Consider the following 14,876-nt stretch of genomic DNA (forward strand, 5'->3'; position numbering starts at 1 on the left):
CGTAATCGAGCGCCGCCTGGGTGTGGAACGAACCGGTCGCGCCGGTCATCCCCTGGGTGATGACCTTGGTGTTCTTGTTGATCAGAATGGACATTCGGGTGTCTCCGCGGGGAGGAAAAGGAAAGGAATCAGGCCAGCGAGCCGTCGATCGCCTTGCAGGCGACCAGCAATTCCTTGACCGCGTCGACGCTGACCTGGAAGTTGCCCTTGGCTTCGTCGTCGAGAGCGATCTCGATCACTTCTTCGGCCCCGTTCGCGCCGATCACGGTCGGCACGCCGACATAGAGCCCGTCGAGACCGTACTTGCCTTCGACGAAGGCGGCCACGGGCAGGATGCGCTTCTGATCGCCCAGATAGGCTTCGGCCATGGCGATCGCGCTGGTGGCCGGGGCGTAATAGGCCGAGCCGGTCTTGAGCAGACCGACGATCTCGCCTCCGCCCGAACGGGTGCGCTGGACGATGGCGTCGATCGCTTCCTTGCTCGACTTGCCCATCTTGACCAGGTCGTCGACCGGGATGCCCGAAACGGTGGTATAGCTGGTGACCGGCACCATGGTGTCGCCGTGGCCGCCCAGCACGAAGGCGTTGACGTCCTTGACCGAGACGCCGAACTCCCAGGCGAGGAAGGTGGCAAAGCGCGCGCTGTCCAGCACGCCGGCCATGCCGACGACCTTGTTGTGGGGCAGGCCCGAAAACTCGCGCAGCGCCCAGACCATCGCGTCGAGCGGATTGGTGATGCAGATCACGAAGGCGTCAGGGGCGTGGGCCTTGATGCCTTCGCCGACCGCCTTCATCACGCCGAGGTTGATGCCGAGCAGGTCGTCGCGGCTCATGCCGGGCTTGCGCGGCACGCCGGCGGTGACGATCACCACGTCGGCGCCGGCGATGTCGGCATAGTCGTTGGTGCCCTTGATGTTGGCGTCGAAGCCCTCGACCGGGCCGCACTGGGCGAGGTCGAGCGCCTTGCCCTGGGGCATCCCTTCGGCGATGTCGAACAGGACGATGTCGCCCAGTTCCTTCTTCGCGGCGAGGTGAGCGAGCGTGCCACCGATCATGCCGGCGCCGATGAGGGCAATCTTCTTGCGAGCCATAATCCGACGATGTCCTTCCCAAAATGCGGGATCAGCGTCTGGCCACAGGCACATCCATTCCATCCCGCTGGAAAAGCGGAGAGCCCGGCGAACCCGGTGCCCCTAGGCTGCGGTTTTGCCGATTGCAACCAGTTAAACGTGCGCGCAACGAACTATTTTGCGATAACGATTCGCAATATCAAAAAGCGCGGTTAACCTTACGGAAAAGGGCTCGTCGTCAACCTGCCGCCTGCTGCAGACCGAACTTCTCGCGCTCCTGCGCAAGCAGCATCCCGGCCAGGTAGTCGGGAACGGCCCGGCTGAAATAGTACCCCTGTCCCAGCGTACAGCCGGCGTCGCGCACGGCGTTCACTTGGTCCGCGGTTTCCAGGCCCTCGGCGACGATCTGCATGTCGAGCGTGCTGGCCATTTCGGAAACGGCGCGAATTATCGCCTCGCTCTTCTTGCCGGCATTGACGCCCGAAACGAAGCTGCGATCGACCTTGATCTTCCCGAATGGATACTTGTTGATGTAGCCGAGCGAGGAATAGCCCGTGCCGAAATCGTCGAGCGCGAACCGTACGCCCGCAGCCGACAGCTCCGCCATGAAATCATCGGTCTGCTTCGAGTTGTCGAGCAGCACCGTCTCGGTGATTTCGAGTTCGAGGCGGTGCGGCGGCAGGCGCGCTTCGCGCAGGGCGTTGAGGATGCCGAGCGCGGCGCCCGGCGCCTTGATCTGCAGCGGCGAGAGATTGACCGCAACCGTCACGTCCTCGGGCCACTGCGCTGCGGCGCGCGCGGCCTGCGCGGTAATCCAGTTGCCAAGCGTGATGATCGCACCGGTCTCTTCGGCGACGGGGATGAACTCGTCGGGCCGCAACTCGCCCTTTTCGGGGTGGAACCAGCGGACCAGCGCCTCGAAGGCGCGAATGCGTCCGGTATTGAGATCGACGATCGGCTGGAAGAAGATCGACAGCTCGTCACGCTGCAAGGCAACGCGCAGTTCCGCCTCGATTTCGCGCCGGCGGACGAGGTCGCGGGTCATGAAGGGGTCGAAGAAGCTGGCCTGGTTCCGGCCGTTGACCTTGGCGTGATACAACGCGAGATCGGCCCCCTGCATCAGCGTTTCCACGTCCTGCCCGTCATGCGGGTAGATCGCGATGCCCATCGAGCAGGCCACCTCGAGGCGGCTCTCGTCGACCCGCAAGGGGCGGCTGATCTCGCCCAGCAGCATCAGTGCGATGGTCTCCGCCTCGCGCCGGTCGCGCACGGCGCAGGCCATGACGAACTCGTCCCCGCCGAAGCGGCCGATCACGCTGTCCACCTTGCACTGGCTGCGCAGGCGCTGCGCAACCTCGACCAGCACGCGGTCGCCAGTCTGATGGCCCAGCGCGTCGTTCACTTCCTTGAACTTGTCGAGGTCGAGCCAGAACAGCGCGACATTCGACGAGGCCCGCCAGCTGGCGAGATGCTCGACGAGAAAATGGTTGAGGCCGGCACGGTTGAGCAGGCCGGTCACTGCATCGGTCCGGGCCAGAACCTGCATCTTTTCCGCAAGGCGGGCGCTGGTCTCCGCTGCCGAGACCGAATCGCGCAGCGTGCGGAAGATCTGGATGGCGATCGTGACCATGCCCAGGAACGCGATGACGATGGCCACGGCGAGCGCCTGACTGGCCAGGTCCGGTTGCATGATGAGCGCCCAGCAGATCGGCGCGAAGGCCAGGACCATGCCCCAGATCGCGATGGCCGGTCGCCCGGCGTTGCGTGACGACATGCCGCTGGCATAGCCGATCGCATAGCACACGATCAGCATCTGCGCGGGGCCGGGCAGACCGAACTGGATCGTCATCCCGCCGAGGATGCCGAGCACGAGACAGAACGAGAAGGCGCCGAGCTGGTACAAGCGTTCCAGCCAGGCCGTGTCGCGGTGGACCAGGCGCGGCAGGGCCAGGGCCATGGCAACGCGCAGGATGCCGATCGCGGACAGCAGGACGGCAGTGTGGAAGATCAGAGCAATGTCGGAATAGGACGCGGCGATCAACGCTGCGATAACCCCGTTGGCCGCGCCCAGCGTCAGCGCGCCCGGCTTGGTGTATAGGTTCGCGACCAGAATCCCGCGGACCCTGTCGTCGATGGCGTTGGTACGAAACAGTACCCGCAACAGGGTTCGCATGCGCTTTATGTGAAGGGCTCCCAACCGGCTCGTATGCTGCTGTAAGTGCGACAGATCACTGTTCGGTTAACGGTGCGCTTACGGTGTTTGCCGGGTTTCCGGCCCGTTCAGCGGGCGGGGGATTTTGCGTGCGCCGCGACAGCCGCTGCCATGCGCTGGTCGAGCGCGCGACAGATCGCCAGCCAGTGATCGTAGCCGGCCCGGTCGCCGGCGAAGAAGGCGTCGTGCGCCTTGTCCCGGGCGACGGTCGCCGCGCCAAGGCCAAAGCGGGCGAAGTGCAGCAGCGCCTCGCGCAGCACGGGATCGCGGCGCGGCGCAACGGCGTTGTCGTTGGCCGCTCGCTGGGCGACGCGGCGCTGCTGAACAGGGCTGAAGAAGATCGGGGCGGCTTTGCGCGCGGGGGCGAGGCGAATGGTCATCCTGGTGCAGCGACTCTTTGTTCTTGGCGTGAAGGCACGGTCTAGCCGATGGCGGCTAAGTCTTAGTGTGAGGCTATGGTTTGCAGCGGGTTAACAGAGCCAGCCGCGACGGTGGTCAGGTGCCGGGTTGTGCGATCCAGGCGCCCGAATTGGCGTATTCGGGTCGAACCTGCTGGCCGCCGGGCAGGCGATCGCCACGATAGAGGCCGTCGCCGCCGCGGTTCTCGACATCGGCGGAATAGGTTGGAACGGTGGACGCGCGGACCGACCCGGCCGCGTTCGCTTGCGACCCAGTCTCTCCGGGCGCGGCTTTCAGGCCGGCCTCGAAGGCGCGGGCAAGCGTCAGCGGATCGAGGCTGGGATCGGCCACGCGATCGGCCGCGGCATTGCGCGGGTGCGGTGCGGCCAGCGGCTCTCCGCCAAGGTAGGCGAAGCGGAAGTTCGCGGCATCGCCGGCGCGGCTCTTCCAGCGGAAGAACATGTGCGCGCCGATGGTACGGATGTGGTTCATGTCGCGGTCCCAGGCAGGATGGACCGCAATGGTGTGGTAATGGGTGGCAAGGCCCACGCTCGGCTCGACATAGCCGGAAAGCGCCGCCTGGGCCGCCAGCATGGCGCGCTGCCAGAAGAACCGGCTCGGCGCGCGGGCCAGCGATCCATCGCAGGTGAAGCTGAACTGGCATCCTGTGGTGCGTTCCGAACCCTGATAGACCACGCCGCAGACCGTATTCGGAAAGCTCGGGTGGGCGACGCGGTTGAGAACGACCTGGGCCACGGCGCGCTGGCCCTGATCGGGTTCGCTGGCCGCCTCGTAATAGATCGCGGCGGTCAGACATTGCAGCGCCCGGGTGCGGTCGACCCCGCTGTTGTCGACGCGCAGCGCGCGGGCGAGCGGGCCGACCAGCGGATCGACCGGACCGATCGCGCCGTCAGCATCGGAACGAATCCCGTCGCCGATCCGCAGCGCAGGATCGGGAGCCAGGTAATAGAAAGCCGAGCCGGGAAAGCTGTCGCCGCTGCGTTCGAACGGCATCGGGTCGATCACCGTCGCGCTGCGCTGCGCGTTGCCGATGTCGAAGGCCTGCCAGCCCCCGGGCGCGGCAAGCGCGGGGACGGCGAACATCGCAAGCAACACGGCGATACGCCGTCCGCGCAGCCGGCCTCGGTGCCGGCGGCCCACCGTGCGCAGCCCCCGGCGCGGCAGCCTGGCGGAAAACTCCCGCGGCGGCGTGTCCAGGGTAAAGGCAGGGCTCAGGTCCATCGATCCTCGAAGCTACGGTTGCTACGCGCAAGGCGCGTAACGCGCCCGCTGGCCTTGCGCCACGGCCCCATCCGGTCCGTGCCAAAAGGAAACGCCGGGCCGCGATAGCGTGAAGCGGTTAACAACTGCGCCAAGGCTTGCCTGCGCGAAACGCCGCGCCTAAGGGCGGGCCACGTCATGGGTTGCCGGTCTTGGCCGGCCTAAGAGGGAAGCAGGCTGAAATTCCTGCGCTGCCCCCGCAACTGTGACCGGGGAGTGCCGCTCCCACATGCCACTGGATCAATCCGGGAAGGCGGGAGCGGTGTTGCGATCCGGGAGCCAGGAGACCTGCCACTGACGGTCGTTCCGCAGCCGGGCGGGGTGTACCGGAATGCAGCGTGGACCCGTGATTTCGCGCGGGGCCTCTCGCCATGAACGGCATTCGTTCATTGCTGGAGGTTTGTCCGTGAAATACCTGTTTTGTTTGCCACTTATCCTGTCTGCTCCTGTCGCCGCGTGGGCGCAGGACACCATCGTCACGATGGAAAACGAGCGCGATCCTGACGCTGCCACCGATATCGTCGTTACCGCCACCGGCACTCAGTTGCCGATCGACCAGACCGGCCAATCGATCAGCGTCATCGGCCAGGACGAGATCGACGCCGTGCAGGGGCCGGACCTGACCCGCGTGCTTGAACGCTTTCCGGGCGTGACCCTGTCGCGCAACGGCGGGCTGGGCAGCACGACCAGCCTGTTCGTGCGCGGCGCCAATTCGCAGCAGCTTGTCGTCTTGATCGACGGGGTGCGGGTGGCAGACATGGCCGCGCCATCGGGCGGGTTCGACTTCGGCAACCTTGAAGCGGGCGGCATCGGCAAGATCGAACTGCTGCGCGGATCGAACTCGGTCGCCTGGGGATCGGACGCGATCGGCGGCGTGCTGGCGGTGACGACGCGCGAGATCGACGGGGTCGAAGCCAGCGCCGAATACGGCGCGCACGATACGCGGGTGCTGGATGGCGGCGCGGGGGTTTCCACCGATCGCTATGCCTTCAGCGTGGGCGGCGGCTACACCCGCAGTGATGGCATTTCCGCCGCCGCCGCCGGGACCGAGCCCGATCCCTATCGCCAGTGGCGCGTCAGCGGCAAGGCGCGGCTGGGGCTGACCGACACGCTCTCGCTGGTCGCCAATGCCCGGCACAGCGACAGCCGGGTGGCCTTCGACAGCTTCCTGTTCGTCGATGACGGCGAATACCAGACTGCCGAAGTGGACAGCGGCCGGGTGGGGCTGAACTACAATGGCGACGCCCTGCGCCTGTCGGCTGGAGTGGCCCTGTCGAACACTCACCGCGAATACTTCGACCCGGCGTTCAGCGCCGATCCGAACTATGTCACCAGTGGCCGTTCGGTCCACGCCGACATCAAGGGCAGCGCCGACCTTTCGCCGGCGCTGCGGCTCGATTTCGGGGCCGATGCCGACTGGTCGCGTTTCTCGTCGAGCTATGACCCGCGCCAGACCGCGCGGCTGACCGGCGGCCATGCGCTGCTGACCTACCACGGCGAGCGCTTCAGCCTGAGCGGCGGGGCGCGGTACGACGATCACGACCGCTTCGGCGGGCAATGGACCTTCGGCGTGAACGGCGCGGTGGGCCTGACCGGCGACTGGCGCCTGCGCGCCAGCTACGGCGAAGGCTTCAAGGCCCCTGCGCTGTATCAACTCTATGGCTACGGCGGGAACACCGCCCTGCGCCCCGAAAGCAGCGAAAGCTTTGAGGTCGGGATCGAGAAGGGTGACCGCAACGCACCGCTGCACTTTGCGGCAACGGCGTTCCGGCGGGATTCCAAGGACCTGATCGATTACCTCTGGCCGACCGGCTACCTCAACGTAGCCCGCGCGCGGGCGCAGGGGTTCGAGGTCGAACTGGGCGCGCGGATCAGCGATACGCTGCGGGCGCAGGCGGCCTACACCTATCTCGAACCAACCAACCGCGACACCGGGCTGGACCTTGCCCGCCGGGCGCGTCACGCGGTGACCACCTCGCTTGACTGGACGACGCCGCTGGCCGGGCTCGAACTCGGCGCCGACCTGCGCATGGTGGGCGACAGTTTCGACAACGTCAGCAACACCGTGCGGCTCGACGGCTACCGACTGCTGACCGTGCGCGCCAGCCTGCCGCTGGGCGAGAATGTCGAGCTGTTCGGCCGGGTCGAGAACCTGACCGACGAAGCCTACCAGATCGCGGCGGGCTACGGCACCTATGGCCGTTCCGCCTATGCCGGAGCGCGGCTGCGGTGGTGATCCGGGCCGCGGCCTTGCTCGCTCTGGCGCTGGGGGGCTGCACTGCCGCTGCCCAGGGCGAGCGGGCCGGGCCGCGCCCGACGCTGGTCAGCCTCAACCCCTGTACCGACGCGATCCTGGCCGAAGTTGCTGATCCGCAGCAGATCCTGGCGATCTCGCACTACAGCCAGCGCGAGGGCGCCTCGTCGATGGATCTGAGGACGGCGCGGCGGTTTCGCGCGGTGGGCGACAGCGTGGAGGAAGTCATCGCGCTGCAGCCCGACGTGGTGGTGGCCGGAACTTTCATGCCTCCGGCGACGCGCGCCGCGTTCAACCGGCTGGGGATGAGGACCGAACTGGTCGGCATCGCCTCGACGGTAGAGGACAGCAAGGCGCAGGTCCGCGCGCTGGCTGCGCTGGCGGGGCACCCGGAACGAGGCGAAGCCTTGGTGCGCCGGATCGATGCGGCCTTGGCGCGGTCCGCCGCGCATGGGGGCAGGGTGCCAGCCGTGGTCTGGCAATCGGGCGGTATCGTTGCGGGCGAGGGCACGCTGATTTCGCGCCTGCTGGACCATGCCGGGTTCGAGAACCAGGCAGCGAGCCGCGGGATGCGGCAGGCCGATCTGATGCCGCTGGAAAGGATGCTGGCCGATCCGCCGCGCGTGATCTTCACCGCCGGCAGCGACGGCGCGCAGGAAGACCGGATGCTGCGTCATCCGGGATTGAACGGGCTCAAGCACACACTGCGCGCGCCGCTGGACGGATCGCTGCTCTATTGCGGCGGGCCGACCATCCCGCGCGCGCTGGACCGGCTGGCGCAGGTGAGGGCTACGCTGTGAACCGGCTGAACCTCACCCTGGTCTGGCTGCTGGTTCTGGCCGTCCCGCTTTCGCTGCTGGCGGGCCGGGTGTGGATCGATCCATCGGGGCCTCTGCCTGCGGGGGCGACCTCGATTGTCATGGAACTACGCCTGCCGCGCGCCGTGCTGGCGCTGCTGGTCGGCGGCGGACTTGGCGCGGCGGGCGCGGCGATGCAGGGCTATCTGCGCAATCCGCTGGCCGATCCGGGCCTGTTCGGCATCGCGCCGGGCGCGGCGCTGGGTGCGGTGCTGAGCCTGTGGACCGGCTATGCGGCGCAGGGCTGGACCCTTCCGGCCTTCGCCTTGATCGGCGCGGCGACCGCCATGGCGCTGCTGGCGCTGATCGCGGGGCGCAGCGGTTCGGTGATCCTGTTCACGCTCGCAGGCATGATGATCGCCAGCTTGGCGGGCGCGCTGATGAGCGTGGCGATCAGCCTTGCGCCCACGCCCTTTGCGCTGAGCGAGATCGTGACCTGGCTGATGGGTGCGCTGGCCGATCGCAGCTGGAATGATGTGTGGATCGCCGCGCCGCTGTGCCTGGCGGGCATCGCGGTGCTGGCCTCTGCCGGCCGCGCGCTCGATGCATTGACGCTGGGGGAAACGGCTGCACGCTCGCTCGGCGTCGATCCGTCGCGGCTGCGCTGGCTGATGATTGCCGGGATCGGGCTGACCGTTGGGGGCAGCGTGGCCGTGGCGGGGATTATCGGCTTCGTCGGCCTGATCGTGCCCCACCTGATGCGCCCCTTGACCGACGGGCGTCCTTCGCAGCTGCTTCTGCCGAGCGCGCTGGCAGGCGCGCTCCTGCTGCTGGTGGCCGATTGCCTGTGCCGCGTGCTGCCGCTGGCCGGGGGCGAGCTGCGGCTCGGTATCGCGCTGTCCCTGCTGGGCGCGCCGTTCTTCCTGCATTTGTTGCTGCGACTGCGGAAGGACCTGGCATGAGCCTGACCGCCGACAAGCTGACCGTGGCGGGACGCCTGACAGCTGCAAGCGTCGCACTGCGCCCCGGCGAAGTGACCGCGATCCTCGGCCCCAACGGTGCGGGCAAGTCGAGCCTGATCGCCTGCCTTGCGGGTCTGCTCGACGCCGAAAGGGGGACGGTGGCGCTGGACCGTGCCGCGCTGTCCGCCCTCCCGCCGCGCGAACGCGCCCGCGCGATCGGCTTTTTGCCGCAAAGCGCGGAAGTAGCGTGGGACATGTCCGTCGAAACGCTGGTCGGCCTTGGCCGCTTGCCGTGGCGGCAGGACCGCGCCGAGGACGAGGCAGCAATCGCAGACGCGATCGCGGCGATGGACCTTGCCGATCTAAAGGACCGCGCCGTGAACCGCCTGTCGGGCGGCGAGCGCGCCCGCGCGCTGCTGGCCCGCGTGCTGGCCGGACAGCCTCGCTGGCTGCTGGCGGACGAGCCGCTCGCCAATCTGGATCTCAGGCACCAGCAGGCGCTGCTGGCGCGGTTTCGCGCCCTTGCCGATCGGGGGCTGGGCGTGGTGCTGGTGCTGCACGATCTGGCGCAGGCGATGAACCACGCGGACCGGGTGATCGTGATGGCCCAGGGCGCTGTTGCGGCCGATGGTGCACCGGGCGAAGTGCTTACGCCCGCGCTGATAGAACAGGTCTGGGAAACGCAGGCGCGCTGGCTGGGCGAACCCGGCCAGCGCGCGCTGATCGTTACTTGAGGCCGCGGGCCTTGAGCATCGGTTCGATGCTGGGATCGCGACCGGTCAGGTTGCGGTACATCGTGGCATAGTCCGCCGCGTGACCCTGCGACAGCACGGTGTCGCGGAACTTCTGGCCGTTGGCGCGGGTCATGCCGCCGTTGTCCTTGAACCACTGGTAGGCGTCGTGGTCGAGCATTTCCGTCCAGCCATAAGCGTAATAGGCTGCCGCATAGCCGCCGCCCCAGATGTGGCGGAAGTAGCTGGTGCGATAGCGCGGCGGCACGTGCGCCACGTCAAGCCCGCTGGCCTTGAGCGCCGCGTTCTCGAACGCGTTGACGTCCCTGGGTGCCGTGCCGGCCGGCAGCGAATGCCACTTGAGATCGAGCAGCTGCGCCGCCACAACCTCGCCCAGCGCATAGGCCTGGTTGAAGGTCGCCGCCTTCTCGATCTTGGCGACCAGTTCGGACGGCATCGGTGCGCCGGTCTGGTAATGCTTGGCGAAGTTCGCCAGCACGGTCGGTTCGGTCATCCAGTTCTCGTTGAACTGGCTGGGGAACTCCACGAAGTCGCGCGCCGTGTTGGTCCCCGCGATGCTGGGATAGCGCTGGTTCGACAGCATCCCGTGCAGCGCATGGCCGAACTCGTGGAACATGGTGTTGGCATCGTCCCAGGTCACCAGCGCGGGCTGGCCCGGGGCAGGCTTGGCGTAGTTCGACACGTTGTAGACCACCGGCTTGGTGCCCATCAGGCCCGACTGGTCGACGAAGTTCGACATCCACGCCCCGCCGCGCTTGTTGTCACGCTTCCACGGATCGAAATAGAACAGCGCCAGTTCGCTGCCGTCCTGGTCGTTGACCTGATAGACGGTCACGTCAGGATGATAGACCGGCAGGTCGGTGCGCTTGGTGAAGGTCAGGCCGTAGAGCTTGTTGGCGGCAAAGAAAACGCCGTTTTCCAGCACGTTCGTGATTTCGAGGTACGGCTTCACCTGGCTGTCGTCGAAGGCGTACTTCTGCTGGCGCAGCAGGCCGGAATAATAGTCCCAATCGGCGGGAGTAACGGCGAACTTGCCGCCGCGCGCCTTGACCAGCTTGTTGAGCTCCGCCGCGTCGCGCTTTTGCGCTGCGGCCAGGGCCGGGACCATCTGGTTCAGGAACTTGACGGCGTTTTCCGGCGTCTTGGCCATCTGGTTGCTGATCGCCAGGCTGGCATAGTCCTTGAAGCCCAGCAGCCTGGCCTTTTCGGCGCGCAGCGCGGCCTGTTCAAGGATCATCGCGCGGGTATCGTTGGCGCCGCCCTGTTCGCTGCGGGTCCAGCCCTTGGCGAACAGCGCTTGCCGCGTGGCGCGGTTCTTCAGGCTGGAAAGCTGCGGCTGCTGCGTGGTGTTCTGCAGCGGAATGACGAAACGCCCGGCGGGCAGCTTGCGGTCGGCCGCAGCCTTGGCCGCCGCGGCGACTTCGGCCTCGCTCAGGCCGCTGAGCGCGCCCTTGCCGGTCACGACAAGCGCGGCATCCTTGGTTCCGGCGGTCAGCTTCTGGCCGAACTGCGTTTCCAGCGTCGAAAGCTTGCCGTTGATGTCCTTGAGCTTGGCCTTGTCGGCGGCGGACAGCAGCGCGCCGTTGCGCACCATGCTGTCGTAGCGCAGCGTCAGCACCTGAAGCTGGTCGGGCGCAAGATTGAGCGCGGCGCGCTGATCGTAGAGCGCCTTGATGCGCGCAAACAGCTTGTCGTTGAGCGTGATCGAATCCGACAGCGCGGTCAGCATCGGGGCGGTTTCTGCGTCCACCGCGTCGAGCGTGTCGTTGGTGTTGGCGCCGGTCAGCGCGCTGAACACGGCGTTGACGCGGTCGAGCATCTGGCCGGATCGTTCCAGCGCCTCGATCGTGTTGGCGAAGGTCGGCGCTTCGGGGTTGTTCGCGATTCCATCGATCTCGGCCTGCTTCTGCTTGATCCCTTCGAGGAGGGCGGGACGGAAATCGCTGTCCTTGATCTTCGAGAAGTCGGGCGTCTGGAACGGCAGGGTCGATGCCTGCGCGAAAATGGCGCCATCGGCCAGCGGAGCGGTGCTGGTCTGGGCCAGGGCGGGAACGGCAGCCAGCGGCGACAGCGCACAGACGAGCGCTGCCAGCGGCAGGGTCTTGATCGATTGCATTGCGACCATCCTTGTTTTGTCTTGTCCCGCGGGGCGGGAATCTGCCCCGGGGATGGCCGCATGCGCCTGAATTGCCGATGAAGCGCAAGTTCGCGCTCGTCCCTATTCGACGAGCGTCCTCAATGCCTTGACCAGCGTCGTGTCAGCCGGCCTGCGCCGGACCGATCAGCCGTCGCAGTACTGGTAATGGCCCGACTGGCAAAGCTGCACCGCGCGGCGCCAGGCGGCGCGATCGCGTTCGTAACGGGCGCGTTCGCGTTGGTAATCGGCCATCGAATCGCGGTATTCGCTTTCGTCCACGCCGCGGCCGCGCACGTTGCCGTTCTGCTCGCGGTAGGCGCGCCAGCCTTCGGCGTACTGGGCGTCGCGCTTGCGCACATAGGCCAGCTGATCCTGGTTCAGCTTCTTGATGATCGCCTTGTCCCGCGCACGGTTGCGCGGATCGCGCATGTCCGGATCGTTGGGATCGTCTGCCAGCGCGATGGACGGCATGACGATAGCGCCGAGCGTCAGCCCGAGCAGAACCTTTGTAAACTTCATGAGATGCGACCCTCCTCCTGAACCCTGTCAGGCTGGATGGAAAACCTTGCCAAATCGTTCAACGCGAATGCGACGAGCCGCGCGCGGTTCGTCGTGATTACAGGCGGTTCTGCCGCGCTAGCGTGCGAAAGGGGGCGTTCGCCGCCTATGTTTCAGCCGAAGGAGAAGTCCGACGCAGTCAGGGTGTCCATGTTCACCCCCTGGAGGATGATGAAGTTGCCACCGCCCAGATCGATTGCGCCGTCCGCGCCGACCTGGCTGAATCCGGTGCGGATAGCCTCGAAGCTGTAGACCAGTCCGACCAGGTGAATTCGATCCTCGCCCGGGTGGAAATCGCCGATCACGTCGTGTCCCGATCCCGCGCCGAAGATGAACACGTCGTTGCCGGCCAGTCCGTCAGGCCGATCGCCGAACAGCACGTCGTTGCCGCCCATGCCCTTCAGCCTGTCGTTCCCTTCGTTGCCCAGCAACCAGTTCGCCGCGGCGCTGCCTTCGAGTTCGTTGTCGAGGTTGTTTCCGGCTGCGAACGGCGTGGTCCCGACCAGGGTGCAGTCCTCGACGTTGGCCCACAGGTAGTAGCCTGCCCCGACGATATCGGCCACGACGCGATCCCGGCCTTCGCCGGCCGCCTCGTAGATGATGTCGTCGGGCGTATCGACGAAATAGGTGTCGCTATCGGCACCGCCGTTGAGAATGTCGTAGTCGCCAAGACCGCTGTTGGCGTAGATTACGTCCTGGCCCGCGCCGCCGACCAGGATGTCGGTGGCAAAGTCATTGCCGCCGTCCAACTGGTCGTTACCGTCCTCGCCGTAGAGGGCATCGGCGTCCTTGCTGCCAGATAACCCGTCGTCGCCTGCGCCGCCGACCAGATAGTCGACTCCGTCCCACCCGATAAGATTGTCGTTGCCGGCCTCGCCATAGAGCACGTCGTTGCCGCCCGCGCCGAAAACGATATCGTCGCCATCGCCGCCCAGCAGGAGGTTGGCGTTGTCATTGCCGTTGATCTGGTTGTGCAGCGCGTTGCCGACGGCAAAGCCGGCGCCCGCAAGGTCGGTCAGGATAACCTGCTCGACATTGGCGTAGAGATAGAACGAGGTATCTGCGTAGATATAGTCCCAGCCGCCGTCCGCGTCCTCGAACACCAGGTCGTCCTGGCTGTCGAGAAAGTAGGCATCGTTGCCTGCGCCGCCATAAAGCCGGTCGGTCCCCGAACCCGCAAAGATCACGTCGTTCCCGGCGCTACCCAGCACCACGTCGTCACCGGCGCCGGCAACGACGGTAACCCAGGGCACTCCCGTCAGATCCACGGTGTCGGCGAAACCGCTGCCGCTGACCACACGGATCGTCTCGATTCCGGTTACCGTGCCGCCGCCGTTTCCACCGGCGATCCCGCCCACTACGTCGGCCAGGCGGATCGACACGCCATGCCCCAATCCGCCCAGATGAAGTGTCCCGACATCGGCGCCCGCGCCGCCATCGACGGTGTCGCCGATCCCGAAATCGATCGTGTCGTCGCCATCGCCGCCCTCGATGCTGTCCAGCCACGCATCGCGGTTGTCGAGGTAGGAATCGCCCGAACTGATCGTGTCGTTTCCGGCGCCGCCGCGCAGGGTATCGGCGCCGGCATCGCCGTTGAGAGAGTCGTTGCCGTCGAGCCCCTCGATCAGATCGTCCCCGTCCCAGCCGTTGAACGTGTCGCCAAGCGGGGACCCGCGCAGGGTATCGGCAAAGCCGCTGCCATAGACGACTTCGACCGAAGTCAGGATGTCGAAGATGTCCACGCCGTTGCTGGCGGTTCCGGCGGCAAGATCGATCGTCACCGCGTGGACGGAATCGAAATAACCCGCCACGTCCAGGCCCGAACCGCCGTCGATAAGGTTATGCCCGGAGCCGCCGACCAGGAAATCGTTGCCGGCATCGCCATAGAGCCGGTCGTCGCCAGCGCCGCCGGACAGGCTGTCGCCGTCATTGCCGCCATGCAAGGTATCTTGGCCGGTGTTGGCGGTTATTATGTCGACACCGCTGCCGCCGAACACCTCGACACCCGGAGCGGGAGCCGGGGCCGGGTAGTAGAAGGTCACGATGTTCGTATGGTCCGGCAAGAAGAGGACCTGGAGTTGTTCGACGTTGCGGATCGTGGCGCCGAAGATCACCGCGCCTTCGCTCGAACCCAGCGGCGTGTTCACCAGCGTCAAGCCGCTGGCGGCGCCGCGCAGGTCGAGGAGCAGCCGGTCGAAGCCGTCGCCGCCGTCGACCGAATCGCCGAGGCCGGCCTCGATATAGTCGTCCCCGCCAAGCGCTGAGATCGAATCCGCCTGCGTGGTTCCGGCAAGATAATCGTTGCCTTCGGTCCCGAGGATTTCAGCCACTGCGCGCTCCCGCCCGGCGCGCTGAGATGCCGCCTTGGCATTTGGCTAGGGCAATTTGCCCGCCAAAGCAACGCGTTGCCGGACCGGCACGGGTTCGGCGCGTCTCGTGTCCGAGCCAGGTGCC

General features: G+C 66.6%; 11 protein-coding genes, 1 pseudogene and 1 riboswitch. Of the genes and pseudogenes, 4 read left to right on the top strand and 8 right to left on the bottom strand.

What is annotated here, in order from left to right; translation table 11 throughout:
* From B0I00_RS00015 to B0I00_RS00035, 5 genes and pseudogenes are all read right to left on the bottom strand, one after another.
* Window positions 1-94 (bottom strand): annotated as a pseudogene (locus B0I00_RS00015) (succinate--CoA ligase subunit alpha); the annotation flags it as partial.
* Window positions 95-128: 34 nt separating this feature from the next.
* On the bottom strand, window positions 129-1,091 hold the full coding sequence (mdh, locus tag B0I00_RS00020; protein ID WP_100865342.1) for a malate dehydrogenase: 963 nt from the start codon (window positions 1,089-1,091) through the stop codon (window positions 129-131).
* Window positions 1,092-1,308: 217 nt separating this feature from the next.
* Window positions 1,309-3,243, bottom strand: coding sequence for a putative bifunctional diguanylate cyclase/phosphodiesterase (locus B0I00_RS00025; protein WP_100865343.1), 1,935 nt, complete (start codon window positions 3,241-3,243; stop codon window positions 1,309-1,311).
* A gap of 107 nt (window positions 3,244-3,350) precedes the next feature.
* Window positions 3,351-3,662 carry a hypothetical protein gene (locus B0I00_RS00030; protein ID WP_100865344.1) on the bottom strand — a complete coding sequence of 104 codons (312 nt, stop codon included), beginning with the start codon at window positions 3,660-3,662 and terminating at the stop codon, window positions 3,351-3,353.
* A 115-nt stretch (window positions 3,663-3,777) separates the two neighbouring features.
* On the bottom strand, window positions 3,778-4,923 hold the full coding sequence (locus tag B0I00_RS00035) for a cell wall hydrolase (protein ID WP_100865345.1): 1,146 nt from the start codon (window positions 4,921-4,923) through the stop codon (window positions 3,778-3,780).
* A 162-nt stretch (window positions 4,924-5,085) separates the two neighbouring features.
* A riboswitch (cobalamin riboswitch) is annotated at window positions 5,086-5,272 on the top strand.
* 96 nt (window positions 5,273-5,368) lie between these two features.
* Between B0I00_RS00035 and B0I00_RS00040 the strand changes: the two genes are divergently transcribed.
* From B0I00_RS00040 to B0I00_RS00055, 4 genes are read left to right on the top strand one after another with little or no spacing between them, the layout of a single operon-like run.
* Entirely contained in the window at window positions 5,369-7,198 is a 1,830-nt protein-coding gene (locus tag B0I00_RS00040; RefSeq protein ID WP_198519110.1) for a TonB-dependent receptor plug domain-containing protein, read from the top strand.
* A complete protein-coding gene (locus B0I00_RS00045) occupies window positions 7,195-8,016 on the top strand; it encodes an ABC transporter substrate-binding protein (protein ID WP_100866394.1) in 822 nt (273 codons plus the stop codon). Before B0I00_RS00040 ends, B0I00_RS00045 begins: the two co-directional genes overlap by 4 nt.
* Window positions 8,013-8,975 carry a FecCD family ABC transporter permease gene (locus B0I00_RS00050; protein WP_100865347.1) on the top strand — a complete coding sequence of 321 codons (963 nt, stop codon included), beginning with the start codon at window positions 8,013-8,015 and terminating at the stop codon, window positions 8,973-8,975. Before B0I00_RS00045 ends, B0I00_RS00050 begins: the two co-directional genes overlap by 4 nt.
* Window positions 8,972-9,709, top strand: coding sequence for an ABC transporter ATP-binding protein (locus B0I00_RS00055; RefSeq protein WP_100865348.1), 738 nt, complete (start codon window positions 8,972-8,974; stop codon window positions 9,707-9,709). Before B0I00_RS00050 ends, B0I00_RS00055 begins: the two co-directional genes overlap by 4 nt.
* Here the strand turns inward: B0I00_RS00055 and B0I00_RS00060 are convergent.
* The 3 genes from B0I00_RS00060 to B0I00_RS00070 all read right to left on the bottom strand — a co-directional run bounded on the left by B0I00_RS00060 (window position 9,702) and on the right by B0I00_RS00070 (window position 14,752).
* Window positions 9,702-11,843 (bottom strand): M3 family metallopeptidase, encoded by a 2,142-nt coding sequence (locus B0I00_RS00060; protein WP_198519111.1) that lies wholly within the window; start codon window positions 11,841-11,843, stop codon window positions 9,702-9,704. The two genes, B0I00_RS00055 and B0I00_RS00060, sit on opposite strands and share 8 nt — an antisense overlap.
* Window positions 11,844-12,008: 165 nt before the next feature.
* Window positions 12,009-12,383 carry a hypothetical protein gene (locus B0I00_RS00065; protein ID WP_100865350.1) on the bottom strand — a complete coding sequence of 125 codons (375 nt, stop codon included), beginning with the start codon at window positions 12,381-12,383 and terminating at the stop codon, window positions 12,009-12,011.
* A gap of 152 nt (window positions 12,384-12,535) precedes the next feature.
* Window positions 12,536-14,752: a calcium-binding protein gene (locus tag B0I00_RS00070; RefSeq protein ID WP_100865351.1), complete on the bottom strand. Its 2,217-nt coding sequence runs from the start codon at window positions 14,750-14,752 to the stop codon at window positions 12,536-12,538.
* Window positions 14,753-14,876: the final 124 nt, after the last annotated feature.

The sequence above is a fragment of the Novosphingobium kunmingense genome (assembly GCF_002813245.1).
Classification (GTDB): domain Bacteria; phylum Pseudomonadota; class Alphaproteobacteria; order Sphingomonadales; family Sphingomonadaceae; genus Novosphingobium; species Novosphingobium kunmingense.

Excerpts from the sequence above, each read along its gene's own strand:
- B0I00_RS00065 (WP_100865350.1), bottom strand. The coding sequence starts at position 12,383 with ATGAAGTTTACAAAGGTTCTGCTCGGGCTGACGCTCGGCGCTATCGTC.
- mdh (WP_100865342.1), bottom strand. The coding sequence starts at position 1,091 with ATGGCTCGCAAGAAGATTGCCCTCATCGGCGCCGGCATGATCGGTGGC.
- B0I00_RS00060 (WP_198519111.1), bottom strand. The coding sequence starts at position 11,843 with ATGCAATCGATCAAGACCCTGCCGCTGGCAGCGCTCGTCTGTGCGCTG.
- B0I00_RS00025 (WP_100865343.1), bottom strand. The coding sequence starts at position 3,243 with ATGCGAACCCTGTTGCGGGTACTGTTTCGTACCAACGCCATCGACGAC.
- B0I00_RS00030 (WP_100865344.1), bottom strand. The coding sequence starts at position 3,662 with ATGACCATTCGCCTCGCCCCCGCGCGCAAAGCCGCCCCGATCTTCTTC.
- B0I00_RS00035 (WP_100865345.1), bottom strand. The coding sequence starts at position 4,923 with ATGGACCTGAGCCCTGCCTTTACCCTGGACACGCCGCCGCGGGAGTTT.
- B0I00_RS00055 (WP_100865348.1), top strand. The coding sequence starts at position 8,972 with ATGAGCCTGACCGCCGACAAGCTGACCGTGGCGGGACGCCTGACAGCT.